We start from the raw sequence: 23,907 nt of genomic DNA on the forward strand, positions 1-23,907 counted from the left end.
CGGAAGAGGAAAAGTTATGTTCTGGCAAGATGTAAAGATGAAAAAGGTTACGAATCTCCGCCCCCGATCTTGTCTATGATATTATGAACAATTATTACCCCGCACTCGGACTCACCCTTCTTGCAGGCCTTTCAACGGGCATCGGCAGCCTGCTTGCGCTGATGGTCGATCATACGAACAAGAAGTTCCTCACCATGGCTCTCGGCTTTTCTGCGGGTATCATGCTCTATGTTTCGTTCGTGGAAATCATGCCGGAATCGGGTGCGATCATCAGGGAAGAGATGCAGGAAAATATTGCCGGCTGGATAACCACAGGGGCTTTCTTCGGCGGCATGCTTTTCATCTGGCTGATTGACCAGCTGGTGCCGGATTTCGAAAACCCTCACGAAATGTCGATGATCGGTACCATGAACTCGGCGCCATCCGAGGAGGCCCGCCTCCACCGCATGGGCATATTCACGGCGGTAGCGATTGCCATCCACAACTTTCCCGAAGGTCTTGCGGTGTTCTTCAGCGCGCTTTCCGATCAGAATCTTGGCGTGGTGATTGCGGCAACCATAGCGCTGCATAACATTCCCGAAGGGATGGCCATTGCCGTACCGATCTATTTCGCCACCAAAAGCCGCATGCGGGCGTTCAGCTACTCGTTCCTTTCGGGCCTTGCCGAACCGCTTGGCGCAATTATCGGCTATGCCCTGCTCAAACCATTTCTCACGCCTATGGTTTTCGGAAGCGTACTGGCCGGAGTAGCGGGCATCATGGTATACATTTCGCTCGACGAACTGCTCCCCGCCGCCGAAGAGTACGGCGAACACCACATAGCCATCTCCGGTCTCATCCTCGGCATGGTTGTGATGGCAGTCAGCTTGCTGATGCTGAATTAGGAATCAGGCGTCTCCTGCCATCAATGGCAATCGTGCCCTGCGCAGGCCTGTTTCGGGCCTACTTTGTTGAGCGTTCCGGTGCCGAAGCGCTCCAGAGCGTCTTCCACGGTGCGGGCAAGACCGGCCATATAAATGTCGATTCCGGTTTCCTGCAGACGTGCGGCAGCCCGGGCGCCGATACCGTTACAGATAACAGCCTTGATACCCATTCCGGTAAATGCGTCTGCCGGAGTGCAATGGCCGTGATCGTGCTGGCTGTTACCGTTTTCAATAATGTCGAAAGCGCCGTTTTCCGTATCGGCAACCGCAAAAAAGGGCGCGCTGCCGAAATGATCGCATACCTTCGAAATACCGCCATTATTTTCGTCCAGTGGCACAATAATTTTCATGGATTATCTCCTGATAGTTTTTCAAGCCTCGTGTCATCGCAGGGGTACGGCATGCCTTACCCCTGCGCCACCCCATCGTTCATGCTTTTCCTGCGCCTCCGTCCATCACTCTTCGGACTTCCGGCTTTCAGTCCCTGACTCTTCATGATGGGTATGCCCGGTTTCCTCCTCGCAACAGCCCCGTCCACGACCCTGACCACGGACTCCCCGGCCCATAGCCTGACCGGCTCCATAGCCCTCGCGATGCAGGCCGGTTTTAAATCCGCGGCACCTGCCTCCTCCCATGCGGCCGCCGCCGAAACCGCCTTCCGGCGAGCGACGATGGATATTCTCTCCCGAACATGACGGGCAGACTGCCGGCCGTGTAATACCGTGAGCAAGACTCCATTCGTGTCCGCACGATGCGCATCTGAACACTCTTTCATTATTGGCAACCATGATCTTTCCTCCGGTTATCGTTAATTTTTTTCCGTTGATCAGCATATCTCCAACCTTGTGCCTCGCTGAAGCGAGAATATTGCCGAATGTCTGCCGGGAAACGTTCATTTCGCGAGCTGCAGCTTCCTGATAAAGCCCCTCAAGATCGGCAAGACGTATTGCCTCAAGCTCGTCAAGCGTCAATACCACCTCTTCGAGTTCTTCAGCCGGGCAACCTGATGGCTTGAACATCCGGAATGCGGCTTCGTTGCCGATTTTTCTGCATTTCAACGGTCTTGTCATGAATCCTTGACAGTTTTCGTTTTCTCGCCCCAGTTATTAGCATATGCCAATAACATAACACAAAAAAAGCCTTCTGTCAAGGGAAGGGAGCTGTTTTTTTTCGATATGCGTTATTTTCTGCCGGGCAACCTGCCGTTCCAGCAGCGAAGGGGGCCGGCCTCGATCATGATGGCGCAATGGTTGCACATGGTGCAGCGCGATGAGCGTTGTTTGCCCGTCTGCAATTTGCTGACAATATCGGGCTCGATGATGAACGGGCGCGACATCGATACGAAATCGGCAAATCCGGCCGTCAGCGGAGCAACAAGATCATTGAGCGTGTGCAGGCCGCCCACAACGATGACCGGAATTGAAACCGCTTTTCTGATCTCAGCCGCAGCTTCAACATTATACCCATTCAAGAGTTTCGGTTTAGGCAGGGCAATCCTGATCGCCGGCGCGATAACAGGTTTCAGGATTGCCGGTACGCTCTCGAACCTGAAGTTGCAGGCCAGAAGGGCTTCAGCCGGTATGCGTGGACCGCGCATGATCGTCAGCCCCTCTTCGACGGTGCCCGACGACACTTCGATGGCCGTGCATCCGCACGCTTCAAGCATTTGCGCAATCCGGACGGCTTCCTCTATGCGCATGCCGCCGGGTTGCCGGTCAAAGCCGTTGATCTTTGCAAGAACGGGATAATCCGGCAGCAGATGCCGGATGCGACGCATGATTTCCTGAATGATTCGGAAACGGTTTTCCGTCGAACCGCCCCAGCGGTCGGTACGGCGGTTGCTGTAGCCGGAGAGAAACCGGGAGAGCAGATAGCCGTGGGCCATATGCAGCTGAACGCCGTCAAATCCTGCGCTTCTTGCCCGCACTGCCGCCTCGGCAAAACTTCGGGCAATGTCGAGAATCCCTGATTCCGTAAGCTCGACAGGCAGATCTTCGTTGAAGACGCCATCACGCAAGCGGGAAGGAGCGACCGTCGGCATGCCGGTCACTTTCGAGCGGGTCTGCCGTCCGCAGTGGGCAAGCTGCAGAATGAGGGGCGCTCCATGCCGATGCACCGATCCGGTCAATTTACGGTAAGCGGGAACCAGAGTGTCGTCATGCATCATCAGCATCCCGGGCAGGCTGCTGCGTCCATCCTGCCGCACTCCTGCATATCCGGTGATGATTGCCCCTGCGCCTCCTCGCGCAAGAGCCGAATAAAGCTTTTCATGGGCAGTGCCGGGCGCGCCGGCAGGATCGGCCATGCTCTCGTGCGTTGCGGCACGGAAGATGCGGTTGCGCATGGCTATACCGCCAAGGGAACAGGAATCGAATAGCATGAAGAGAGCCGGATAATGGATTGCATGGCGCTTATAGCCGGGAACGTCCGAATATAATCATACCGGGCGATGAACAAGCAATGGCGCGTGCCGAAGTTCAACAGTTGCCAGGCTGGAGCGGGGCAGTTATCTTTCGTGAAACGGCATGAGGCATCAGCTTCAGCCTGCCGCACCTGTGAACCCGATCGCAAAAGACACACTATGCAAGCATACGATTCCCCTGATGACCTGAAAGCACGATATCTTCCTGTCGTGACGGCAATGGTCGACCGCTGGGCCGAAGGAAAAGCCCTTAACCCCGATTCCGGCAGGGCGAACGGCTACTACCGCATGACCGGCTGGCTGCTGAACTATGTTACCGAAAACAAAGAACTGCCGAAGGGCATACATGGGATGCCGGAGGGACGAGACCGACACGGCAGGACAGAGCCTTCGTTTCCGGTGGATTTCAACCAGGTCTCCGAAGGATTCACCCTGCCGGAATGAAACCGTTCAATGGGGGATAACCGGTTTCGGTTCGCTGGTTCCGAAACGGTTATAGGCTGCAATAATGCCTATGGCGAATGCCATGGCTCCTATGCCAAGAAGCACATTGATGTATGGCGGAGCTGTCAGGGCAAGGCGGATCACCACCGTTGCCACTGCAAAGGCGGAGTTGCGGAACAGAACCGGATATCCGGAACTGTAGCGCAGTGAGATCAGCACCAGCAGCACATCGCTGAAAACGAGTACCGTATAGAAGATCGAGAAAAAATCGTATGACTGCCGGCCTGAAAGGAAATAGTACCCCTGAAGAGTCCCGATACCTCCGACGATCAGCAGCAGCAGAAGCGCGACGACCTTTTTCGACGCGATAAAATCCGCCGCTGCGCCGGGCGATTGCGTGATTGCGCGATGGCGCTGCATGCGGTAATAAAAGCCGAGAAGAATGAAAATCAGTATCGCGCCGGCTGCGTTCGAGAGGATATGCAGCACAGGTTCGGAGGCTTCATCCCATACAAGCGGCTCCTGGAAGTAAACGAACTCCTTGAACGAGTTTCGCAAGAGGATAAGCGAAAGAATCTCGAACTGCTTGCCTACCGAATCGGAAACCGAATGGGCAAGGGTGAAAACCAGTCCGATCACCTCGATGCCGAGCAGCATGGAAAAAGCGACATTGATGGCGTAGTAGTGGCTTTTCGGCAGCAGCAGTGCGAGTTGTTGGGGCAGCCATCCCTGGCGGGCCAGCTCGATCAGCACGAGCGAGCCGAGAAATGCCGCAATGAGAAGATTCGCGATTGCCCGTTCGGTACGCTTGTGCTCCCATAGATGCTCCAGCCAGTCGTATACCGAGACAATCCGCCTGAAGCTGCTAATCATATCGCATTTTATTTTGGATTACTTCGATCTTCGCGCACCATGCTCAGGCAGGCCTGATCCTTCCCCCCTGCATGAGTACCAGTTCTCCTTTTGGTACGTTGGAGAGTCTGGACATCCGGTCGCACTTGATTCTCAGGATGAAAAAGAGCCGTTCGTCGGCAACGTCAAGCAGGGTTTCGAAATTTCCCTGTCCTTTTGAGATGATGAGGTCGGCATTATCGAACAGCGCCCGGAACTCTTCGGACGTTTCATCGAGCAGGGTGCCGGGATAGATGCTGCCTGATGATATGACTGCGGCCTCCTCGTGCAGCCCTGCATCAAGCGCGTCTCCCAGGACGGCATCGTTGATGACCGGCTGCTCACGCACCGCACAGGTGAGTTGCAGTTCGGGATAACTGCGTCGGATCTCCTCGATGAACAGTCTGTCGAAAACGATCTCGCCAGCATTATCGCAGATATAGAGAAGCCTCCCGGCCGAGTTCAAACGTCTTGAAAACTCAGGAAAATCGAAACGGCCGAAAGCCCGTTCATCGATGGTACGGAGTTCCTTTTCGATATCGAGCGATCCGTGCCGCTTGGCGCCGAAATCGATGATGTTGCCTGCAGCGGCGATTTTTACCGCCTCCTGCAGCGGGTCAGGAGAATGGCGGATTTTATTCCTGAACTCCGGGGCATACTGCAGCGCCATGTCGTTCGACTGTTTTTTTATCGCCCGGTAGGGATCGAAATCCGCCCCCTTTCCGGAAAGGGCGATGGCTCTGTCTGTGGCGCTCCTGATGAGATGCTGTACGACGATGCCTTTTCCGCCGGTGTCGAGAAGCTGACGCATGGAGTGTTCGAACAGGATTTTCCCGTTGCCGGGGTCAAGTTCCGTAACCCTTGCAAGCGAATGCAGCTGCTCGAAAACACATGGGTAGCATTCCGCCGATATATGCCTGTCGGTATTCATTATATCCATTATCATACGTTCTGATAAACGCCTTCCTCTCCGCATACCACCCGCACCTTCGCCGCACAATCGATGGCCTTCTTCCTCAGGATATCGACATCGCTGCCTGGATCCCCGACGGCAAGCGCAACGGCCATCCGTCGGTAAGGGCGGGTGACGGGTTTGCCGAAGATGCGGATGTCGGTGCCCGGCTCGCAAAGCGCATCGTCGAGTCCGGTAAAATCCGGAGAGCTGCCGTCCTCTGCGGCAAGAATAACCGCGCTTGCGCCGGGACGAAGCAGCTCGATCCCGGGAATGGGGAGTCCGAGCACAGACCTTGCATGCAGGTCGAACTCCGAAAGATTCTGCGTGCCTGCGAGAGTGACCATGCCGGTATCATGCGGACGCGGCGACAGTTCCGAAAAGTAGAGCCCGTCATCGGCAAGAAAGAACTCCACGCCCCAGATGCCAGCCCCGGTGAGGGCAAGAGTAACCTTGCCTGCAATCTCCCGGGCTTCCTGTAAATGAGCTTCGCTGATACGGCAGGGCTGCCAGCTCTCCTGATAGTCGCCCCGCTCCTGCCGGTGGCCGACAGGCGGACAGAAAAGCGTCGGGCCGTTCTGCTGCGTCACGGTCAGCAGGGTGATTTCGGTATGGAACGGCACGAACGCCTCGACGATCACTTCGGCGATATCGCCGCGCTTGCCGCTCTGCGAACAGCTCCAGGCTTTTTCGACATCTCCGGCGCACTTCACTGTAGACTGCCCCTTGCCCGAGGAGCTCATAAGCGGCTTGACGACGCATGGCATGCCAACCTGTGCGACGGCCTGTTCCAGTTCTTCAGGCGACGATGCATAGCGGTAGTCCGCCGTACGCAACCCAAGTTCTTTTGCAGCCAGGTCGCGGATCGCCTTGCGGTTCATGGTAAAATTCGCAGCGCGTGCGGAAGGCACCACCCTGATGCCCTGTTCCTCGTAAGCATAGAATCGTTCCGTACGGATCGCTTCGATTTCAGGCACGATCAGATCGGGACGATGCTTCGCCACAAGGGCGTCGAGCGCCTCGCCGTCGAGCATATCGATCACTTCCCGTTCGTCGGCTACCTGCTGTGCGGGAGCGTCGTCGTAGCTGTCAACGGCTATGACATACTGCCCCAGTCGCTTTGCGGCGATAACGAACTCCCTGCCCAGTTCCCCGCTGCCAAGCAGCATTATTTTTTTTCGCATGGATGCAGATATTCAGCGTTAAGATGATCCGATGGTGTTCATGTTACTGTTTTACGACAATAACGCAAAACAGTAAAGTCATTTATCACGATTTCAACAAAATCATGGTTTCTAATGACGGATAAGGAAAATCGCTTGTCATTGGATTGATCAGGAAGCCGCATGTGTTACAAATTATGAACGAAACAACTCTGGCAGCACAATCGGCAACTCTAACAATCCGAACATCATGAAAACCATCGTATTCGTTTACAACTCCGAAAGCGGGCCCATAAGCGGCCTGATCGATATAGGGCACAAGTTGCTGAGCCCCGAAACATATCAGTGCAGCCTCTGCGCCCTCACGCACGATGCCTTTGCAGAAAAAGAGTCCTGGCGGGATTTCCGTAAAAACGTCGGTATGCCTATGGAATTCCTCCATCGCGACGAGTTCGAAAAAAAGTATGGCCGCACAGAGATCTATCCGGTTATTTTCCGTAAAAACGGCGATCTGCAGGTGCTCATGGCCAAAGAGGAGATCGATCGGATAAAAAGCCTCGACGAACTCATCAAAGCGATCCGAGACGCGCTGCCGGTACGCTCATAAGCACCCGGACAAGATAATCCCGGAATCTTCCGACCGAAGATATTTCGGCTTTTTCGTCGGGCGAATGCGGATAGCGTATGGTAGGACCGAAGGAAATCATATCGAGGCCGGGACAGATAGCCCCGATAATGCCGCACTCCAGTCCCGCATGCACGGCGCGCACCTCGGGATCCCTGCCGAACAGTTGCCGGTAGGTATCCTTCATGAGCGAGAGCAGAGCGGATTCGGGGTCGGGCTTCCATCCCGGATACCCTCCGTCGAAAACCGCGTCAGCTCCGGCAAGATCGAAAACGCTGCCGACCATCGAGGCAAGATCTTCGCGGGCGGAATCCACCGAACTTCGCAGCAGGCATTGCACGGTCAGTTCTCCGCCGCCTGACCGCACGATCGCCAGATTGTTTGAGGTTTCCACCAGTCCATCCATCTCGAAGCTCATTCGCATAACGCCGTTCGGGCAGGCATGTATCGCCCGGAGCGATCGGCTGAACACCTCTTCTTCGATAACCCGAAGCGGAGCGGGTTCAGGAACGGCTCCGATCTGCAGCATCGGGTCGGCTCCGGCAAATTCGGATCGTATCGACTCGGCAAGAGTACTGAACTCCTTAAGAAAACGCCCGGCACGCGCCTCCGGAACGGCAACATGGGCCTCGGACTGGCGAGGTATGGCGTTGCGAAGGCTGCCCCCCTCGATTTCCGACAGAAGCAGCCCGTGAGCACGGTATCCCGCATGCAGCAGCCGGTTCATGATTTTGTTGGCGTTGCCGCGTCCAAGATGGATATCCATGCCGCTGTGGCCGCCCCTGAGACCGCCGACCCTGAGAGCGAAACCAGCATAGCCTGGAGGCAGCGGCGTTTCGGCATACCGGAAGGTCATGGTGCCGTCAAGCCCCCCCGCGCAGCCGATGAATAGCTCCCCTTCATCTTCCGAATCAAGATTGAGCAGGATTTCACCACGAAGCAGTCCGGGTCGCAGCCCCGAAGCGCCGTTCATGCCGGTCTCCTCCTCGCTTGTAAAAAGAGCTTCGACAGGGCCATGCTGTATAGTGGAGGACTCGAGCACGGCCATGGCCGCAGCCACGCCGATGCCGTTATCGGCTCCAAGCGTGGTACCGTTTGCACGTACCCACTCACCGTCTATAAGCGGCTCGATCGGATCGCGTTCGAAATCATGCAGAGAGCCTCCGACCTTCTGCGGCACCATGTCGAGATGAGCCTGCAGAATCACCCCCATGCGATCTTCCATTCCCGGGGTCGCCGGCTTGCGGATGATCACGTTCCCCGCTCCGTCGAGGATGGTCTCCAGCCCGAGCCTCTGGCCGAAATCCGCCAGGAAGGTTCTGATCTTCTCTTCGTGTCCCGAAGGACGGGGAATCCGTGTGAGACTGTAAAAATGCGTCCACACCTCGCGGGGTTCAAGCTCGCGTATATCGCCACTCATTATGGATTGTACTCCGGATGCTCTTTTTGTGCCCTTGCAGGCACAATCGGAATATTGTGATAAAAATTACCGGTTAACCGCTATTGTATACGCTGAAGCCGCACCGCTTAACCGGCAATATATTATATTACATGGTTTACAATCAGATCCACCCAACACCGGTTTTTTGTATACAGAACATCCCTTCAAACAGTAAACATACAGACCTATGGCAAACTCAAACGGCGTTTTTTCGGACCTCTTCAACGCAGTCGGCACCCCGGTACAGAATGCAGCCGACATGGCCGGAAGCGGCATCGGCTCGGCGCTTTCGCTCGTCGAATCCTGCACCAATCTCTGCGCGAACCTCATGACCGGTTCGGTCAACACTGCCCTTCAGCTCGTGCAGGGAGTTGCAAACGGCATCAGCACGGCAATTACCCCTAAAAAATAACCTTGCCGGTATTCCTCTCGTACAGCCGCAACCGCCTTGTCCCGTGCAGGGACAGGCGGTTGCAGGCCACATAACTTACTGCCGAGCGTTACGGTCCTTGAATACGACACTAGGTTTCGCATTCTCCCAGAGCGAACGATACCTGGCATTTTCGGCATCGGTAAAGCGGATTGAGCCGCTGAGAAACCACGCGCCTGCCTGTTTCTCATGATCGTCTCCCTTGCGGATACCCAGGTGCACAAGACCGGTCACACGCCCTTCTTCATCGCGGATGACCCTCCAGCTACCTGCAATGTAATGTTCCTTATCGGCGGCAATGACATCGAGCACCTCCTCAAGCCGCCCTTCATCGCTGTCGCCCCGAATATCGACAGACCCGTAGGCGTATGCTTCTGCGGCGAAGTCGTCGAGCACGAAACGGATAAACTTGTTGCGCGACATATGATGAAGCTCCACGTCATCGAGAACATAGATGAACTGCCGGAGGTTTTCGCTGACGCCCGAAACCGTACGCGGCAGGCTTCCGCAGTCCTCGGCAAGGCTCATATACCATTCCGAATATTCCTCGAATAATTCTCCCGGAAGCTCCCTCGATGCAGTATCTTTCATAACATACAGGTATCAGCGGTTAAAAAAAGTTACTCGAAACCCGGATTACGGCACTATCCGAAAACCGTCGGACGCATGAAAACGGCAGAAATCCGCTATCATTGAGAAAAGACAACTCCACCATCCGCCAATGAAACGATCCGGAGCCAGCATCATCTTTATAAACAGCCGAAGAGAAGTACTGCTTCTGCTCAGGGACGACAAGCCCGATATTCCCTATCCGAATATGTGGGATCTTCCCGGAGGCCACGTCGATGAAGGGGAGTCGCCCGAAGCCTGCATTGTTCGCGAAATGCACGAAGAGATCGAAACCGACGTCTCGTGCTGCAGCCTGCAAGCGGTCTACGATTTTCCCGACCGCATCGAACATATTTTCCTGATGCCTTTCGAAGCAAAACCCGAATCGATCACGTTGCACGAAGGCCAGCGGCTGCGGTGGTTCGCGGAGCACGAGTTGACGGGACTTCGGCTTGCGTACGGATTCGATCTCGTACTTGAAGACTTTTTCGCATCAAACCGGAACCTCTGACCAATGGACAGCAACAGCATCGAAGCGCATCGATACCTCCTCAAGGACAGCATTCGACAACATGTCGATTTCCGGGAAACCGACCAGAACCGCATGGTGCCGCCCCCGCCTGTCGAAAAACCTTATGATGCCGGCGCAAAGACAACAGCGCTGCCTCGAATTGAAACCCTTACGGAAATCGGTCGCATCGACCTTCGCACTGCCATCGGCAGACGCAGAAGCTGCCGGACTTACAGCAGCGAATTTCTCTCCATCGAAGAACTCTCCTTCCTGCTCTGGGCTACCCAGGGCATCAGACACAAGCCCGATGCAGGCCATGCGCTGAGAACCGTCCCCTCAGCCGGCTGCCGCCACGCCTTTGAAACCTATCTTTCGGTGCACCGTATCGACGGACTTGAAAAAGGCATCTACCGATACCTCCCTGTCGAACACCGGCTGCTCTTCGAGTTCGAAGTCGAACATCTCGAACGCAGAATCGCACAGGGTGCCCTCGGTCAGCAATTTGCCGGAGAGGCGGCCGTCACCTTCATCTGGACGGTCATTCCCTATCGCATGGAGTGGCGATACGGCCTTGCCGCCCATAAAGTCATCGCCCTCGATGCCGGGCATGTCTGCCAGAACCTCTATCTCGCCAGCGAGGCTGTCGGAGCCGGAACCTGCGCTATCGCGGCCTATGACCAGGCAGGGATGGACACTCTCCTGAAGATAGACGGAAAAGAGGAGTTCACCATCTATCTCGCCCCTGTCGGAAAAAGGTTATAGGACGCGCAGACATTCGGCCTGACAGGTTTCCGGCAATGCCGCTCTATATGTTGAGCAGCTTCTGTATCTGAAGCAATTCGCCGTTGAAACTGTGATTCAGCTTTACCGCCTTGTTGAGCGGCACCTGCACGATCTTTCCGTTATCGAGGCCGATCATAATGCTCTTCTGGTCGTCAAGCAGGGCATCGATGGCGGCAACACCCATCCTCGTGGCATTGATGCGGTCGTTTGCCGTAGGACTTCCCCCCCGCTGGATATGGCCCAGAATCGAAACGCGCACATCGAGTTCGGGATGATCTCTTCGCACCTCTTCGGAAATTTTCAGTGCGCCTCCCGGCTCATCTCCTTCGGCAACGATGATGATCCCGCTTCGTTCCCTGCTTTTGTACCCTTTTTCGAGAAATCGTTTCAGCGCCTCATGCTGTTCCTTCGATTCAGGAATCAGAATCACTTCGGCTCCACAGGCAATGCCGCTGTTCAATGCAAGCAGACCCGCTTCCCGGCCCATGACTTCGACAATGAAAATCCTTCCGTGCGAAACTGCCGTATCCCTGATCTTATCGACGGCGCACACCACGGAATTCAATGCCGTTTCGTAACCGATGGTATAATCCGTTCCGTACATATCGTTGTCGATGGTGCCTGGAATACCGATAAACGAAACATTGTACTCCTGCGACATGGTCAGCGCTCCAGTAAAGGAACCGTCACCTCCGATCACAACGACTGCGTCTATGCCTGCGTTCTGCAGCTGCAGCCAGGCTTTTTGGCGACCCTCGGGGGTTCTGAACTCCTTGCTTCGCGCGGTTTTGAGAATAGTTCCCCCCAACTGGATAATACCGCTCACATCAGAGGATCTCAGCGGCATGAAATCACCCTCGATCATTCCCTGGTATCCGCGGCGGATACCGATCACCTTCAGTTTATTGGCAAGCGCCGTACGGGTAACCGCCCGGATGGCGGCATTCATTCCCGGAGCATCGCCCCCGGACGTAAATACGCCGATCTTCCGCAGTTTCGGCTTTTTGTAAGAATCGCTCCGGATATTGATTGTATCAGTCATATGGATCATATACGTTGCTGCAATGGGGTCGCCCCCCTTTCTGTCGGCTGTGCCATGTTACAAAAATAATGGACACCGACAAATCGGGAAAAATGTATTCGACTCCCGATCAGCGTCATCACCTATCGTTCCGCACCCAGATCTGCCTTGCGGCATACCCCTCGTTTTTCAGTCCCATTGCAAGCAGCTCGATACGATCCGGCACAACTTCGATCATTTTTCCGTACCAGTGTTCTGCCCAAGAAGCGGGACGCCCGAACATGAGGAACGCATCCATGAATTCCGGCTCCTCTTTCCCGATGAGTCTCGCCTTGCCGCCGATCTGCAGACCTGTGATATCGTCTATCTTTTCGGAAAATTCGGCTTCGGGGTCAAAAATCGCTATGCTCACCGTCGGATTCTGACTGATGTTTCCGAGCTTCCGACCGGGCTCTCCTGCCATATAGATGGTGAACCCCTTTGAGCGATAGAGAACGGGCGTGGCCCGAGGCACATTGCTGCGGCAGGTCGCAAGCACGCAGAGACTACGGGAACCGAGAAAGGCAAGAATGCGCGCTTCAAGTTCATCGGAGGGAAGCTGCCGGGTAACGCGTTTCGTGAATATTTCCGGCACTCCGTGCTCCTGTTTTTCTTCCATACCCCCCCTCCTCTTCCGGAAGACGATCTCCGGTTGTCTTACAAATTCACGTGAACACAAAGAACCATAACAAGAGAAAGACAGTACGAATTCCCGGTATTCCGGAACGGACTCAGCCGCCCGAACAAACATGCCTCAACCCGGCGACTGAACCGCATATCTGTTTTTTACGTTCTATAAAAAAATTAGAAAAAAACGGGAGACAACACCATGCAGAAAGCCAAACCGGAACTGATCGCTGCCGCGAGAAAAAAATTCGCGCAATTCAGGGAACTGACCGAAAAACTGGGAGAAGAAAATGCATGGGAATCCATTCTTGAAGGGTTCCCGGAACTGCAGAAGCAGCGAATGGGCCCTTTACTGGCCTTGCCATCGCTTGCCGAAGGTTTCCGTGCTGCCGTCCCGTTTTTCAGCGCGGTCGGCATGGATATGGATGTCGTTGATATTTCGAACCGGGGCGTCGATGCCGTACTGGAAATCCAGAGGTATTGCCCCTACCTGGAGATATGCCTCGAATACGGGTTCGATACCCCCTGCCGTGTGATATGCGAACTGGATATGGAGGCTTCGCACCGGGCATTTCCGGAAATGAGCGGCGAGATACTCTCCCGCCAGGCACTCGGCAGCCCGGTCTGCATCTTCAAGTACCAGCGACCGGGCCGCATATCATCCGCCGAGTAAGCAGCATCAAAACAAACAAACGCAGGGGCACGCCATACCGTGCCCCTCCCATCCCCCGTATCCCAACTCCTGTCTCCCGCCTCCCCCAAATCACGCTACTTGAGCTGCAAAACAACGTCCCCTACCCTTGGTCCTCCCTCAAGAATCGCCCTTACTCCGAGGTGATAGCTGTTGACTCCGAAACCGCTGATGACTCCCTTGCATACTTCGGAGATAACCGAGTGGTGACGGAATGCTTCGCGGGCATAGATGTTGGAAATGTGGACTTCCACGACCGGAAGCCTGATTGCCTGGATTGCATCGCGCAGGGCTATGGAGTAGTGCGTAAGCGCTCCGGCATTGAGCACGATGCCGGTAAAACCGCCTTTGTCCTCACAGTGAAAGAGTTTTTCGAGCAGCTCGCCTTCTCGTTCCGACTGAAAAAACTCGAAGGTCACTTCAGGAAAGGCTTCGGAAAGCCCTCGATTGATATCATCGAGCGTGCGATTGCCGTAAACTTCAGGCTCTCGTTTACCGAGTCTGGAGAGGTTCGGCCCGTTCAGTACAAGAATAGAATGAGTACCCATATGCTTTATTATCAGAGGATATACTGACTCAGATCGCGATCCGATGACACCGCAGAAAGCTTATCCTGCACCATCGCCTCGTCTATCACCACATTTGCGTCCGTCACGCTTTCCGGGATGTTGAACATAAGCTCTTCGAGCAGGTTGGTCATGATGGTGTGGAGCCTGCGTGCGCCGATATTCTCGACGCTTTCGTTGACCCTGGCCGCGATTTTTGCTATCTCGAGTATTGCGCCGTCGGTAAAGTCCAGATCTACCCCCTCGGTGCTAAGGAGCGCCTTATACTGCTTGATAAGCGCGTTTTCAGGCTGTGTTAGGATCTTGTAAAAATCCTCTTCGGAAAGGCTTTTCAGTTCCACCCTGATGGGAAAACGGCCCTGCAGCTCGGGAATCAGGTCAGAAGGCTTGGCGACGTGAAATGCCCCGGAAGCGATAAAGAGCACGTGGTCGGTCTTCACGCTGCCGTATTTCGTGGCGACATTGGAGCCTTCGACAATGGGCAGAAGATCGCGCTGCACCCCTTCACGACTGACGTCCGGCCCCTTGCCACTGCCGGAACCGGTGGACGGAGCGGCAATTTTGTCGATTTCGTCGATGAACACGATGCCCGACTGCTCGACCTTGCTGATGGCTTCCTTTACCACGGCGTCCATGTCGATGAGCTTCTGCACCTCTTCCTGCTCGAGAATCTTCCGGGCCTCAGCAATGGTTACGCGACGCTTCTTGCGTTTGCGGGGAAGACCGCTCATGAGGTCCTGCATGATATTTCCGATCTCTTCCATCTGGCCGAGCGGGCCGAAAATCTGCATCATTCCGCCGGGACTTTCGCTTGCGATGTCCATTTCGATCTGCCGGTCTTCCATCCTGCCACTGCGGAGCCGCTCAAGCATTTTTTCGCGGCTTTTCCGGTTGATTTCGTGCGAGAGGTCGTTCTCATCCGCTTTTACCATGGCCTGAGAATCCGAACCGGCATCCGTATCCTCGTCCTCACGATCTCTTGCCGAAGAGATCGGCGGCAAAAGAATATCGAGAAGACGTTCTTCGACAAGCCCTGCGGCTTTTTCTTTCACCTCTTCCGATTTTTCACTGCGCACCATGGCTACCGACTGGTCCACAAGGTCGCGGATCATCGATTCGACGTCGCGCCCCACATAGCCGACCTCGGTGAACTTGGACGCTTCGACCTTTACGAAGGGTGCCTTCGCAAGCTTGGCAAGTCTGCGGGCGATTTCGGTTTTGCCGACGCCGGTCGGGCCAATCATGATGATGTTGTTGGGCATGATCTCGTCCCGCAGCTCGTCGCTGACATGCTGACGACGGACCCGGTTGCGCAGGGCGATGGCTACAGATTTCTTGGCGTCTTTCTGACCGATAATGTATTTGTCAAGAAGTTCCACAATCTGGTTAGGAGTGAGATTATGAGCGGCGATAGCGCTTTTCTCTCCCGTCAGGGCGGCAGCTTCCGAGTCGCTGTGAATGGTCATTGATGATTATTTCTCTTGTTCGGTAAAAAACTGTTTACATAATTCGTGTGTGGCACGATTGAGGTTCAGAGTTCTTCGATGATAATATGGTCGTTCGTATAGATACAGATCTCGGCGGCGATCTTCAGACTCTCCCCAACGATCTCTTTTGCCGGAAGATCGGTATGCTTCATGAGCGAGCGGGCAGCGGCAAGGGCATACATGCTGCCGCTTCCGATTGCCACAATGCCGTCTTCGGGTTCGATGACATCGCCTGTTCCGGAGATGATGAGCGCCTTGTCACTGCTGACGACGGCAAGCATGGCCTCGAGGCGCCTCAGATACTTGTCGGTACGCCAGTCGCGGGCAAGTTCCACTGCTGCGCGTTCAAGCCGGCCGCTGTATGCATCGAGCTTTTCTTCGAAACGGTCGAGCAGGGTGACGGCATCTGCGGTTGCACCGGCAAAACCGGTAATGATACGGCCCTGGTAGAGACGACGGGTTTTTCGTGTGGAGTGCTTGAGCACCGTATTGCCGAGCGTCATCTGGCCATCGCTGCCGAGAGCCGCCTTTCCGTTCCTGATAACGCCAAGTACCGTTGTCGAGCGTATTAACGGCTTTGTTTGCTGCCCCATAGTCGGATACACCTGTTAAAATATTTTTTTCCTTAGCCTTGCAACTGGAATTTGCATTTGTTCACGATATTTTGCAACCGTTCTGCGGGCAATCATGATCCCCTTTTCCTTAAGCATGGCTGTCAGGGCGTCGTCGCTGTGCGGCTGGAGCGGATCTTCGGCCTTAACCATTTCGACGATATACTGACGGATAATCTTGCTCGACATATCCTCGCCGTCGTCGGTGGAAAGCGAGCTGCTGAAAAAGTACTTCAGTTCGAATACCCCGTAACGGGTCTGCACGTATTTACCGTTGACCGCACGACTGATCGTAGAGATATCGAGCCCGGTGTCTTCGGCAATGGCTTTCATGCCGAGGGGAACGATATGCTCCGGGCCGGAAACGAAAAAAGCGTACTGCGCTTTCATGAGCGATTCGATCACCTTGAGCAGGGTCTGGCGACGCATCGCGATGGCCGCCGCGAAATCGTTGGCCCGGATGAGGTTGTAACGGATGAACTGCTTTTCTTCCTTTGGCGCCTTGCGGTTTTTGAGGACGCCCTGATAGCGTTCGGAAACCTTTACCGAAAGCGCGCTGCGATCGTTGAGCATTGCGATCAGCTCCCCGTTTTCATAGGTAACAATGAAATCCGGTGTAATGTAGTGTCCCACTTCATCGTGAAAAACTTCAGCCGGATGGGGATCGAAAGAGATAATAAGGGCCAGAGCTTCTTCGATATCCTCTTTCGAAATGTCGAGTTTTCTGACAAGACGATCATAACGTTTATGGAGAAAGTCGTCGAAAAACTCTGAAAGGATCCGTCTTGCCGTTCGATGCACATAGGGATCACACTCCGGTTCCCTGAGTTTCAGCTGAACAAGCAGCCGCTCGCGAAGATCCCGAACGGCAATACCAGGCGGATCGAGAAACGGAAGCCTGAGAAGAATTTTTTCGACCTCGCGTTCTTCGGCTTCGATGCCGTTCCTCTGCAGACCTGCAAGAACAACATCGATCCCGTCGGTAAAATAGCCGTCCTGGTCAAGGTTGCCGAGAATCTCGATGGCGATCATCGCTTCCCGTTCGCCGATATCTTCCTGCATCGAGAGCTGCCGAAGCAGCGTTTCATCGAAACTGTCATGCTGCACGGCCTGAAAAAAACGCTCCTGGGGGGCGCTTTCATGGGTGAAGTTCAGGCGCCCTTCGCGCTCAGGCTGCGACTGAGGAGACTGAAGAGGTTCCTTAAGCGACCGTCTGCTGAAACGATCGACGGAATCGAACAGCTCGTCTCCGGAAAACTCGTCGTCCCTCCGGGAGAGATCTCCCGCGGTATCCTTGTTTTCCGATGCAAGTTCGAGCAGAGGATTTTCCTGCAGTTCATCGTAGATCCTCTGTTCGAGGTTCAGAAGGGGAAGCTGCAGCAATTGACTGCTGAGAATCTGCTGTGCAGACAGAATCGCCTTCTGTTTCTGTTGAAGCCTTATTTCCGGCATGACGATTTGGGAGAAGAATCGACAAAATCTTTCAGGCTCTCAAGCCATTCGGCGCCATAAGCACTTTCCAGCGCATCACCAATATAATCAACAAGTCTGATCCTGCGTTCCTTACCGTGATTTCTTGCCGAACGGCACATCTGGTGCCGTTCGTAAACGAGATGGTCGAGACCGAATTTCCTGCGTACCCTGACAGGAAAAAGCCTGCAGGATAGAGGCTTTTCGAAATCGATCAATCCTTCGCGGCACGCAACTTCGACGGCACAGAGCGTAATGCCGTCGCGAACCAAGGCGAAAACGCACTCGCGTGCTTCGACAGTCCGTGTGTACTGCAAGCCCTGGTAAACCTCCACGGCACCGTAACGATGGAGGCTTCTGCGGTTCTTTTCGGGCAGCATGCGCATAAGTTGCCCGAAAGCCTCCTCGAGCTGCAGTGCCTCTTCGGGTCTGAGCGGTGCTCCGAGTTCGCCCTCAACGCAACAGGCACCCCTGCATACCTGCAGGTCGCAGGCGAACTCGGCCTGCAACAGATCGGGATCAATAAGTACGTTGCCTATCGATACAAGTTTCATGACTATTTCGTTTTCTCTATTGTCAGAATTGCTCGTTACGGGGACGATCAGGGGCACAAATCTAACAAACTTTGGAAAAGATCGAAAAACGCACGGCCGCAATGACAGCGTCACTGACGCTATAATGCCAATTTTAAATTCAATTCATTTCAATCACTCATTGATCAGCGACCCTGCAACGATGGCGTGGAAAGAAGAAAAAGGGGAAAAAGTGATGAAATATCGGTCAGTCGCTCCTGCCCTGCACTCTTTTTCATGTTTCGGCATGGGACTTCACGGAGTTCGCATACATGCATTTCTGCAATATGATGAGGCAAAAAAACAGGTTTCAGCAATAGATCGATAAAGCATATCTTTATGGTTTACGAAATGGTTTATCATCAACTTTTTCACCGAATCCAGAGCAATCATGCTGATTATCGACGGAAAAAAGGTCTCCAGCGACCTGAAAGCTGAAATGAAAATCCGCGTTGACGAAAACCGTGCAGCAACCGGAAAGGTACCGGGACTGACAGTGATCATCGTCGGAGAAGATCCTGCCTCGCAGGTATATGTCCGCAACAAGGCCAAATCCTGTGTGGAGATCGGCATGAATTCGACCGTTGTCGAGATGCCCGCATCGACCTCCCGGGAAGATCTGCTCGCTAAGATAGAGGAACTCAATAACGACCCGGATGTACACGGAATTCTCGTACAGCAGCCTTTGCCGAAACAGATCGACGAATTCGCCGTAACGCTTGCCATCGACCCGGCAAAGGATGTCGACGGATTCCATCCCGAAAATCTTGGCCGGCTGGTTATGGGACATCTCGACAAATGCTTCGTAAGCTGCACCCCGTATGGCATTCTCGAACTTCTCGGACGATACGGCATCGAAACCAAAGGGAAACACTGCGTCGTTGTCGGGCGCAGCAACATCGTCGGCAAACCGATGGCTAACCTCATGCTGCAAAAACTCGAGGCAACCAACTGCACCGTCACCATCTGCCATTCGGCAACCAAAGACATCCCGTCCTACACCCGGCAGGCTGACATCCTTATAGCCGCAATCGGTAAGGCGCGCTTCATTACCGCCGATATGGTCAAACCCGGCGCCGTGGTGATCGACGTCGGCATCAACCGCATAGACGATCCGACGACGAAAAGCGGCAGCAGGCTTGTCGGCGACGTGGATTACGATGGGCTGTGCAATGTGGCGTCTGCCATGACCCCTGTTCCGGGCGGCGTGGGACCGATGACCATCGCCATGCTGCTGAAGAACACGCTGCAGTCCTTCGAACGCGCCAACGGTCTGCAGTAAAACGAAATGGCCAAAACCGGCGTCCGCTATGTCTGCAGCATTTGCGGTGCGGTTGCACTGAAATACCAGGGCAAGTGCTTCGAATGCCAGAGCTGGGGAACCTTGCAGGAAATCCGGGAGGCACCTGAAGAGAGCGGGCGGAAAAAACGCCCGGAATCGGCCGCCTTGCCCGTCATGCAGCGGTTACTCGATGTAGAGCCATCGGAATTCACAAGGCACTCTACCGGAATCGGAGAGCTTGACCGCGTGCTCGGCGGAGGCCTCATGCAGGCTTCCGCGGTACTTGTCGGAGGAGAGCCCGGAATTGGAAAATCGACCCTGATGCTGCAGCTTGCGCCCCGGATAGCTCCCGCAAAAGTACTCTATATCTCCGGTGAGGAGTCTCCGAACCAGATCCGCGAGCGGGCCGGAAGACTCGGCATCAGGGCTGAAAACCTGCTGCTCGTGCCGGAAGTGAACGTGGAACGGATTATTGCCGCCATCGAACAGCAGAAACCCGGACTCGTTATCGTCGATTCCATCCAGACGGTCTATACGGGAGAGTACCAGAGTTCGGCCGGCACCATCACCCAGATCCGCGAGAGTGCGGCCATGCTGATCCGAAAGGCGAAGCAACAGAACGTGATCCTCATGATTATCGGCCATATCACCAAGGAAGGATCGCTTGCCGGGCCGAAAGCGCTCGAGCATATGGTCGATACCGTGCTGCAGTTCGAGGGCGAAGGGTATCAGCGATACCGGATCATACGTTCGGTGAAAAACCGCTTCGGCTCAACCAACGAAATCGGCGTGTTCCGCATGGAGGAGAACGGCCTTGAAGAGGTACGGAACCCTTCGGAGTTTTTCATTTCAGGACGGATCAGCGGCGTTCCCGGAAATTCCATTCTTGCAGGCATAGAAGGATCAAGGGCGCTGCTTGTCGAAGTGCAGGCCCTTGTATCGAAAACCGGATACGCCATGCCGCAGCGCATCAGTACCGGCTTCGATCTCAAGCGCATGTCCATCATTCTTGCAGTGCTTGAAAAACGTCTCTGCATGCAGACCTGGGGACAGGACGTATTCGTCAAGATAGCCGGCGGGCTGAAACTCGTCGAACCTGCAGCAGACCTCGGTATCGCTGCCGCAATAGCCTCCGGACTGACCGACCTGCCGGTAGATGCTTCGACGGTCTGCTGCGGCGAAATAGGCCTTGCCGGCGAGCTCAGAGCGGTCAGCGACAGCGAGCGTCGCATCCGCGAAGCCGCGCATCTCGGGTTCAGGCGAATCGTGCTGCCCGAAGCCAATACCCGGGAACTGAAGGCCTCGGTAAAAAAACTGCCGATCGCCATTGCCGGAAGCAGAACGTTGCAGGAGGCGCTATCTCACCTTGGTATCGCATAGGCTTTCCGCACGCTTTTCGTTTTCGGTTTTCCGTTTCTTAAATTGCATAACGTGTTAACCTTAAACAGTAAAAGCCATGCTCAGAATTCTTGTTCTCTGGCTTATCAACGCTCTGGCGGTCTATGCGACGGCACATCTGCTCAGCGGCATACACATCAGAAATTTCGGAGCAGCCATCGTGGTGGCATTGGTACTGGGATTCGTCAATGCCGTACTCAGACCGGTCATGGTTTTTTTCTCCATTCCGTTCATCATCGTCACGCTCGGTCTCTTCCTGCTGGTTATCAATGCCCTGCTGCTGCAGCTTTCGGCGGCTCTTGTCGACGGGTTCTCCGTTGACGGATTCTGGTGGGCGGTTGCGGGTTCGATTGCCATCAGTTTCATCTCCTGGGCGCTGAGCTCCGTTATGACGCCATGAACACATACAGTCTTTCCGAAGTAACCAACTCCTCTCTGCCATGAAGGGCGAAGCAACAGCAATCGTACTGCCAAAAGCCAACAAACTCAAACTGCAGCCTGTCGGATATGATGCCGGAAAGCCTGGCGATCTGCTGGTGAAGACCATCGCAAGCACCATCACGCCAGGTCTCGACCGCCTGCTCCTGACCAACAAACCGGTATCGCACAGGGTGATAGAATACCCGATCATAACCGGCAGCGAATCGATAGGACAGGTTGTCGAAGCCGGCCCTGATGCCAGTGGCCTGCAGGCCGGAGATTTTGTCTATGCGTTCCTCGGCGACCGATGGAGCGGAGCAAAACCCTATTACGGATGCCACGCGGAACTGATACCTACCTCCGCCTGCAACGTCCTGCCACTCGGACGGCAGCCGATCCACAGGGATCTGCTTACAGGGTTGGTTGCCTATGTCATCAGCGCTCTCGAGAAGGTATCCTTCGACACGTCGTCGCGGATTCTCATCCTCGGCCTCGGCTCGGTTGGGCTGATGGTCTCGGAGTTTCTGCGCAATAAAGGGTGCATGCTGGTTGACGCCGTAGAAACGTTCGGCATCAGGGGACAGCTCTCCCATGCCGGGAATATCGCATTTGAAATCGGCGACTTCACTCCGGAATTCAACGACCGATATGACCTGGTGATCGAAACGACCGGAAGGATTCTGATGATAGAAAAATCCATCCGCCTTCTCAAGCCACGTGCGAAGGTGCTTCTCATGGGCAATTATGAAGTCATGGCTTACGATTACCGGCTGATTCAGCACAAGGAACCGGCGATTTTCTGCTCCAGCATAACGACCCTCGCCCATCTCAAGGAAGCCAATACCCTCCTTGACAGCGAAATGCTCGATACGGAAAAGTTTTTCACGAATGTCTTTCCTGTCAGCCAGTACGAACTTGCCTACCGTATCGCGCTCGACAGCAAGGAGGCAATCAAGACCGTAATAAGCTGGGTATGATGATCATGGCGCAGGACGCTCTGAAACTATCCGGCGTATCCAGGAAATTCGGTACAGTCGCGGCGAACAGAAACGTTTCGCTCACGGTACCGAAAGGAAGCATCCATGCCATAGCGGGAGAAAACGGCGCCGGAAAAAGCACGCTGGCTAAAATGGTTTACGGATTGTACCGTCCGGACAGCGGGTCGATAGCCGTTAATGGAAAAACCGTGTCGATGAACTCCCCAAAGGACGCTATCGCTCTTGGCATAGGCATGGTACACCAGCATTTCATGCTCGTTCCGACATTTACCGTTACTGAAAACATCATGCTCGGAGCCGAAGAAAAAGCTCTCTTCGCATCGATCTCCCTCAAGAAAACCGCCGAATCGATCAGAATCCTTTCTGAACGCTATGGTATGCCGGTGGATCCGGAGGCATTGACCGGTTCGCTCTCTGTGGGAGAGGAACAGCGGGTGGAAATTCTCAAGGTCCTTTACCGGAAAGCCGAAATCCTCATTCTCGACGAGCCTACCGCAGTCCTTGCGCCGCAGGAAACCGACCGTCTCTTTTCCGTGCTGCGCTCGCTGCGCGATAACGGCAAAACCATCCTGATCATCACACACAAGCTCGATGAGGTGCTTTCTCTTGCCGACAGGGTGAGCGTCATGCGAAAAGGAGAAATGACCGGCACAGTGGAATGTCGAAACACCTCGAAGACGGAACTCGCCAGAATGATGGTAGGACGCAATGTGCTGCTCAGGGTTGAAAATCCCGCTCCCGTTCCGTTAAAGCCTCTGCTTGCCGTCGAGAAGCTCTGCTGCAGAACCCAAAAAGGGGTAATGAAACTCGACAATCTGAGCTTTACGATCCGAGGCGGAGAAATTTTCGGCATTGCCGGCGTCGAAGGCAACGGACAGAGCGAACTGCTCTCGATTCTCTGCGGGCTCAATGACAGGAAAAACCGTTTATCCGGCGCCATCCGGCTTGAAGGCACACCGATTACAGGCAAAAGCCCGGCCGAAATCGCATCGCTGGGCGTATCGCACATTCCTGAGAACCGGCTGAAACATGCCGTCATCAGAAGTTTCAGCGTCACCGAAAACATTGTGTTCGGGCGGCAGCGTGAACAACGCTTCCGGAAAGGCGCCGGTTTCGACAGGAAGACGCTCGACGCCTATGCGCGGGAACTTGCTGAACGCTTCGACATCAGGTTCGACGATATCCATAAACAATCCCTCGGCTCTCTTTCCGGCGGAAACCAGCAGAAAGTGGTGGTCGCAAGGGAACTCGACAGACCGGCACTGAAGCTTCTCATTCTCGCTCAACCGACCCGGGGAGTAGATATCGGAGCCATTGAGCTTATTCACCGCAGCATCATCGAAACGCGGGACAAGGGAGTCGCAATCCTCCTGATTTCGTCTGAACTCGATGAACTGATAACGCTTTCGACCAGAATCGGCTGTCTGTACAACGGATCCCTGAAAAAAGTATTCGCCGAAGAGGAGATCGCTGAAGGAAGAGCCGATGAAGAAGCCTTCGAACATGAAATCGGATTGTACATTACCTGATT

Annotated in this window: 28 protein-coding genes; 13 read left to right on the forward strand and 15 right to left on the reverse strand. The window is 54.6% G+C overall.

Features of this window, described 5'->3' with window-relative positions:
• The first annotated feature begins 83 nt into the window (after positions 1 to 83).
• Positions 84 to 884, forward strand: a complete 801-nt coding sequence (gene zupT / locus K4305_RS11730) for a zinc transporter ZupT (RefSeq protein WP_331562654.1) — start codon at positions 84 to 86, stop codon at positions 882 to 884.
• Positions 885 to 904: 20 nt separating this feature from the next.
• Here zupT and K4305_RS11735 read toward each other — a convergent pair whose 3' ends face one another.
• The 3 genes from K4305_RS11735 to K4305_RS11745 form a co-directional block, all read right to left on the reverse strand.
• Entirely contained in the window at positions 905 to 1,273 is a 369-nt protein-coding gene (locus K4305_RS11735; RefSeq protein WP_331562655.1) for a NifB/NifX family molybdenum-iron cluster-binding protein, read from the reverse strand.
• Positions 1,274 to 1,378: 105 nt separating this feature from the next.
• On the reverse strand, positions 1,379 to 1,993 hold the full coding sequence (locus K4305_RS11740; RefSeq protein ID WP_331562656.1) for a DUF134 domain-containing protein: 615 nt from the start codon (positions 1,991 to 1,993) through the stop codon (positions 1,379 to 1,381).
• A gap of 110 nt (positions 1,994 to 2,103) precedes the next feature.
• Positions 2,104 to 3,303: an NADH:flavin oxidoreductase gene (locus K4305_RS11745; RefSeq protein WP_331562658.1), complete on the reverse strand. Its 1,200-nt coding sequence runs from the start codon at positions 3,301 to 3,303 to the stop codon at positions 2,104 to 2,106.
• 201 nt (positions 3,304 to 3,504) lie between these two features.
• Between K4305_RS11745 and K4305_RS11750 the strand changes: the two genes are divergently transcribed.
• Positions 3,505 to 3,789 carry a hypothetical protein gene (locus tag K4305_RS11750; RefSeq protein ID WP_331562659.1) on the forward strand — a complete coding sequence of 95 codons (285 nt, stop codon included), beginning with the start codon at positions 3,505 to 3,507 and terminating at the stop codon, positions 3,787 to 3,789.
• A 6-nt stretch (positions 3,790 to 3,795) separates the two neighbouring features.
• Here the strand turns inward: K4305_RS11750 and K4305_RS11755 are convergent, their stop codons facing one another.
• The 3 genes from K4305_RS11755 to purT are packed head-to-tail and all read right to left on the reverse strand — an operon-like array spanning position 3,796 to position 6,816.
• Positions 3,796 to 4,662 (reverse strand): hypothetical protein, encoded by an 867-nt coding sequence (locus tag K4305_RS11755; RefSeq protein ID WP_331562660.1) that lies wholly within the window; start codon positions 4,660 to 4,662, stop codon positions 3,796 to 3,798.
• A gap of 43 nt (positions 4,663 to 4,705) precedes the next feature.
• Positions 4,706 to 5,611, reverse strand: a complete 906-nt coding sequence (locus K4305_RS11760) for a damage-control phosphatase ARMT1 family protein (protein ID WP_331562735.1) — start codon at positions 5,609 to 5,611, stop codon at positions 4,706 to 4,708.
• A gap of 11 nt (positions 5,612 to 5,622) precedes the next feature.
• Positions 5,623 to 6,816, reverse strand: a complete 1,194-nt coding sequence (purT, locus tag K4305_RS11765; protein WP_331562661.1) for a formate-dependent phosphoribosylglycinamide formyltransferase — start codon at positions 6,814 to 6,816, stop codon at positions 5,623 to 5,625.
• Between the two features lie 229 nt (positions 6,817 to 7,045).
• On the opposite strand from purT, the gene K4305_RS11770 reads away from it, so the two are divergent.
• On the forward strand, positions 7,046 to 7,402 hold the full coding sequence (locus tag K4305_RS11770; protein WP_331562662.1) for a GTPase: 357 nt from the start codon (positions 7,046 to 7,048) through the stop codon (positions 7,400 to 7,402).
• On the opposite strand, the gene K4305_RS11775 is transcribed toward K4305_RS11770, so the two are convergent.
• Entirely contained in the window at positions 7,365 to 8,840 is a 1,476-nt protein-coding gene (locus K4305_RS11775; RefSeq protein WP_331562663.1) for an aminoacyl-histidine dipeptidase, read from the reverse strand. The two genes, K4305_RS11770 and K4305_RS11775, sit on opposite strands and share 38 nt — an antisense overlap.
• Before the next feature lie 208 nt (positions 8,841 to 9,048).
• Here K4305_RS11775 and K4305_RS11780 point away from each other — a divergent pair, with 208 nt between their 5' ends.
• Positions 9,049 to 9,273 (forward strand): hypothetical protein, encoded by a 225-nt coding sequence (locus K4305_RS11780; protein ID WP_331562664.1) that lies wholly within the window; start codon positions 9,049 to 9,051, stop codon positions 9,271 to 9,273.
• A gap of 75 nt (positions 9,274 to 9,348) precedes the next feature.
• On the opposite strand, the gene K4305_RS11785 is transcribed toward K4305_RS11780, so the two are convergent.
• Positions 9,349 to 9,882 (reverse strand): hypothetical protein, encoded by a 534-nt coding sequence (locus K4305_RS11785; protein ID WP_331562665.1) that lies wholly within the window; start codon positions 9,880 to 9,882, stop codon positions 9,349 to 9,351.
• 130 nt (positions 9,883 to 10,012) lie between these two features.
• Between K4305_RS11785 and K4305_RS11790 the strand changes: the two genes are divergently transcribed.
• Together K4305_RS11790 and K4305_RS11795 are read left to right on the forward strand one after the other, a co-directional pair.
• Positions 10,013 to 10,411: an NUDIX hydrolase gene (locus K4305_RS11790; protein WP_331562666.1), complete on the forward strand. Its 399-nt coding sequence runs from the start codon at positions 10,013 to 10,015 to the stop codon at positions 10,409 to 10,411.
• A gap of 3 nt (positions 10,412 to 10,414) precedes the next feature.
• The gene (locus tag K4305_RS11795) at positions 10,415 to 11,173 is read left to right on the forward strand and encodes a SagB/ThcOx family dehydrogenase (protein ID WP_331562668.1); all 759 of its coding nucleotides are present in this window, start codon (positions 10,415 to 10,417) and stop codon (positions 11,171 to 11,173) included.
• A 43-nt stretch (positions 11,174 to 11,216) separates the two neighbouring features.
• Here the strand turns inward: K4305_RS11795 and pfkA are convergent, their stop codons facing one another.
• Positions 11,217 to 12,236, reverse strand: coding sequence for a 6-phosphofructokinase (gene pfkA, locus K4305_RS11800; RefSeq protein ID WP_331562669.1), 1,020 nt, complete (start codon positions 12,234 to 12,236; stop codon positions 11,217 to 11,219).
• 118 nt (positions 12,237 to 12,354) lie between these two features.
• Positions 12,355 to 12,873 (reverse strand): pyridoxamine 5'-phosphate oxidase family protein, encoded by a 519-nt coding sequence (locus tag K4305_RS11805; RefSeq protein WP_331562671.1) that lies wholly within the window; start codon positions 12,871 to 12,873, stop codon positions 12,355 to 12,357.
• Between the two features lie 210 nt (positions 12,874 to 13,083).
• On the opposite strand from K4305_RS11805, the gene K4305_RS11810 reads away from it, so the two are divergent.
• Entirely contained in the window at positions 13,084 to 13,554 is a 471-nt protein-coding gene (locus tag K4305_RS11810) for an L-2-amino-thiazoline-4-carboxylic acid hydrolase (RefSeq protein ID WP_331562672.1), read from the forward strand.
• 95 nt (positions 13,555 to 13,649) lie between these two features.
• Here the strand turns inward: K4305_RS11810 and aroQ are convergent, their stop codons facing one another.
• From aroQ to K4305_RS11835, 5 genes are all read right to left on the reverse strand, one after another.
• Complete coding sequence (gene aroQ / locus K4305_RS11815) at positions 13,650 to 14,120, reverse strand: type II 3-dehydroquinate dehydratase (RefSeq protein WP_331562673.1); 471 nt, start codon at positions 14,118 to 14,120, stop codon at positions 13,650 to 13,652.
• Between the two features lie 11 nt (positions 14,121 to 14,131).
• Positions 14,132 to 15,604 (reverse strand): ATP-dependent protease ATPase subunit HslU, encoded by a 1,473-nt coding sequence (gene hslU / locus K4305_RS11820; protein ID WP_331562675.1) that lies wholly within the window; start codon positions 15,602 to 15,604, stop codon positions 14,132 to 14,134.
• A 65-nt stretch (positions 15,605 to 15,669) separates the two neighbouring features.
• Positions 15,670 to 16,218, reverse strand: a complete 549-nt coding sequence (gene hslV / locus K4305_RS11825; protein WP_331562676.1) for an ATP-dependent protease subunit HslV — start codon at positions 16,216 to 16,218, stop codon at positions 15,670 to 15,672.
• A 15-nt stretch (positions 16,219 to 16,233) separates the two neighbouring features.
• On the reverse strand, positions 16,234 to 17,688 hold the full coding sequence (gene rpoN, locus K4305_RS11830; RefSeq protein WP_331562678.1) for an RNA polymerase factor sigma-54: 1,455 nt from the start codon (positions 17,686 to 17,688) through the stop codon (positions 16,234 to 16,236).
• A complete protein-coding gene (locus tag K4305_RS11835; RefSeq protein WP_331562679.1) occupies positions 17,676 to 18,260 on the reverse strand; it encodes a DUF3109 family protein in 585 nt (194 codons plus the stop codon). The genes rpoN and K4305_RS11835 overlap by 13 nt, the downstream gene beginning before the upstream one ends.
• On the opposite strand from K4305_RS11835, the gene K4305_RS11840 reads away from it, so the two are divergent.
• The 6 genes from K4305_RS11840 to K4305_RS11865 all read left to right on the forward strand — a co-directional run bounded on the left by K4305_RS11840 (position 18,259) and on the right by K4305_RS11865 (position 23,905).
• On the forward strand, positions 18,259 to 18,606 hold the full coding sequence (locus tag K4305_RS11840) for a hypothetical protein (RefSeq protein WP_331562681.1): 348 nt from the start codon (positions 18,259 to 18,261) through the stop codon (positions 18,604 to 18,606). The two genes, K4305_RS11835 and K4305_RS11840, sit on opposite strands and share 2 nt — an antisense overlap.
• 63 nt (positions 18,607 to 18,669) lie before the next feature.
• Positions 18,670 to 19,560, forward strand: coding sequence for a bifunctional methylenetetrahydrofolate dehydrogenase/methenyltetrahydrofolate cyclohydrolase FolD (folD, locus tag K4305_RS11845; protein ID WP_331562682.1), 891 nt, complete (start codon positions 18,670 to 18,672; stop codon positions 19,558 to 19,560).
• Positions 19,561 to 19,566: 6 nt separating this feature from the next.
• Positions 19,567 to 20,940 (forward strand): DNA repair protein RadA, encoded by a 1,374-nt coding sequence (gene radA, locus K4305_RS11850; protein ID WP_331562683.1) that lies wholly within the window; start codon positions 19,567 to 19,569, stop codon positions 20,938 to 20,940.
• 76 nt (positions 20,941 to 21,016) lie between these two features.
• Positions 21,017 to 21,358: a phage holin family protein gene (locus tag K4305_RS11855; protein ID WP_331562684.1), complete on the forward strand. Its 342-nt coding sequence runs from the start codon at positions 21,017 to 21,019 to the stop codon at positions 21,356 to 21,358.
• 40 nt (positions 21,359 to 21,398) lie between these two features.
• The gene (locus K4305_RS11860) at positions 21,399 to 22,355 is read left to right on the forward strand and encodes a zinc-dependent alcohol dehydrogenase (protein WP_331562685.1); all 957 of its coding nucleotides are present in this window, start codon (positions 21,399 to 21,401) and stop codon (positions 22,353 to 22,355) included.
• Between the two features lie 5 nt (positions 22,356 to 22,360).
• A complete protein-coding gene (locus K4305_RS11865) occupies positions 22,361 to 23,905 on the forward strand; it encodes an ABC transporter ATP-binding protein (protein ID WP_331562687.1) in 1,545 nt (514 codons plus the stop codon).
• Positions 23,906 to 23,907: the final 2 nt, after the last annotated feature.

This window comes from Chlorobium sp., from assembly GCF_036528655.1.
Classification (GTDB): Bacteria; Bacteroidota; Chlorobiia; order Chlorobiales; family Chlorobiaceae; genus Chlorobium.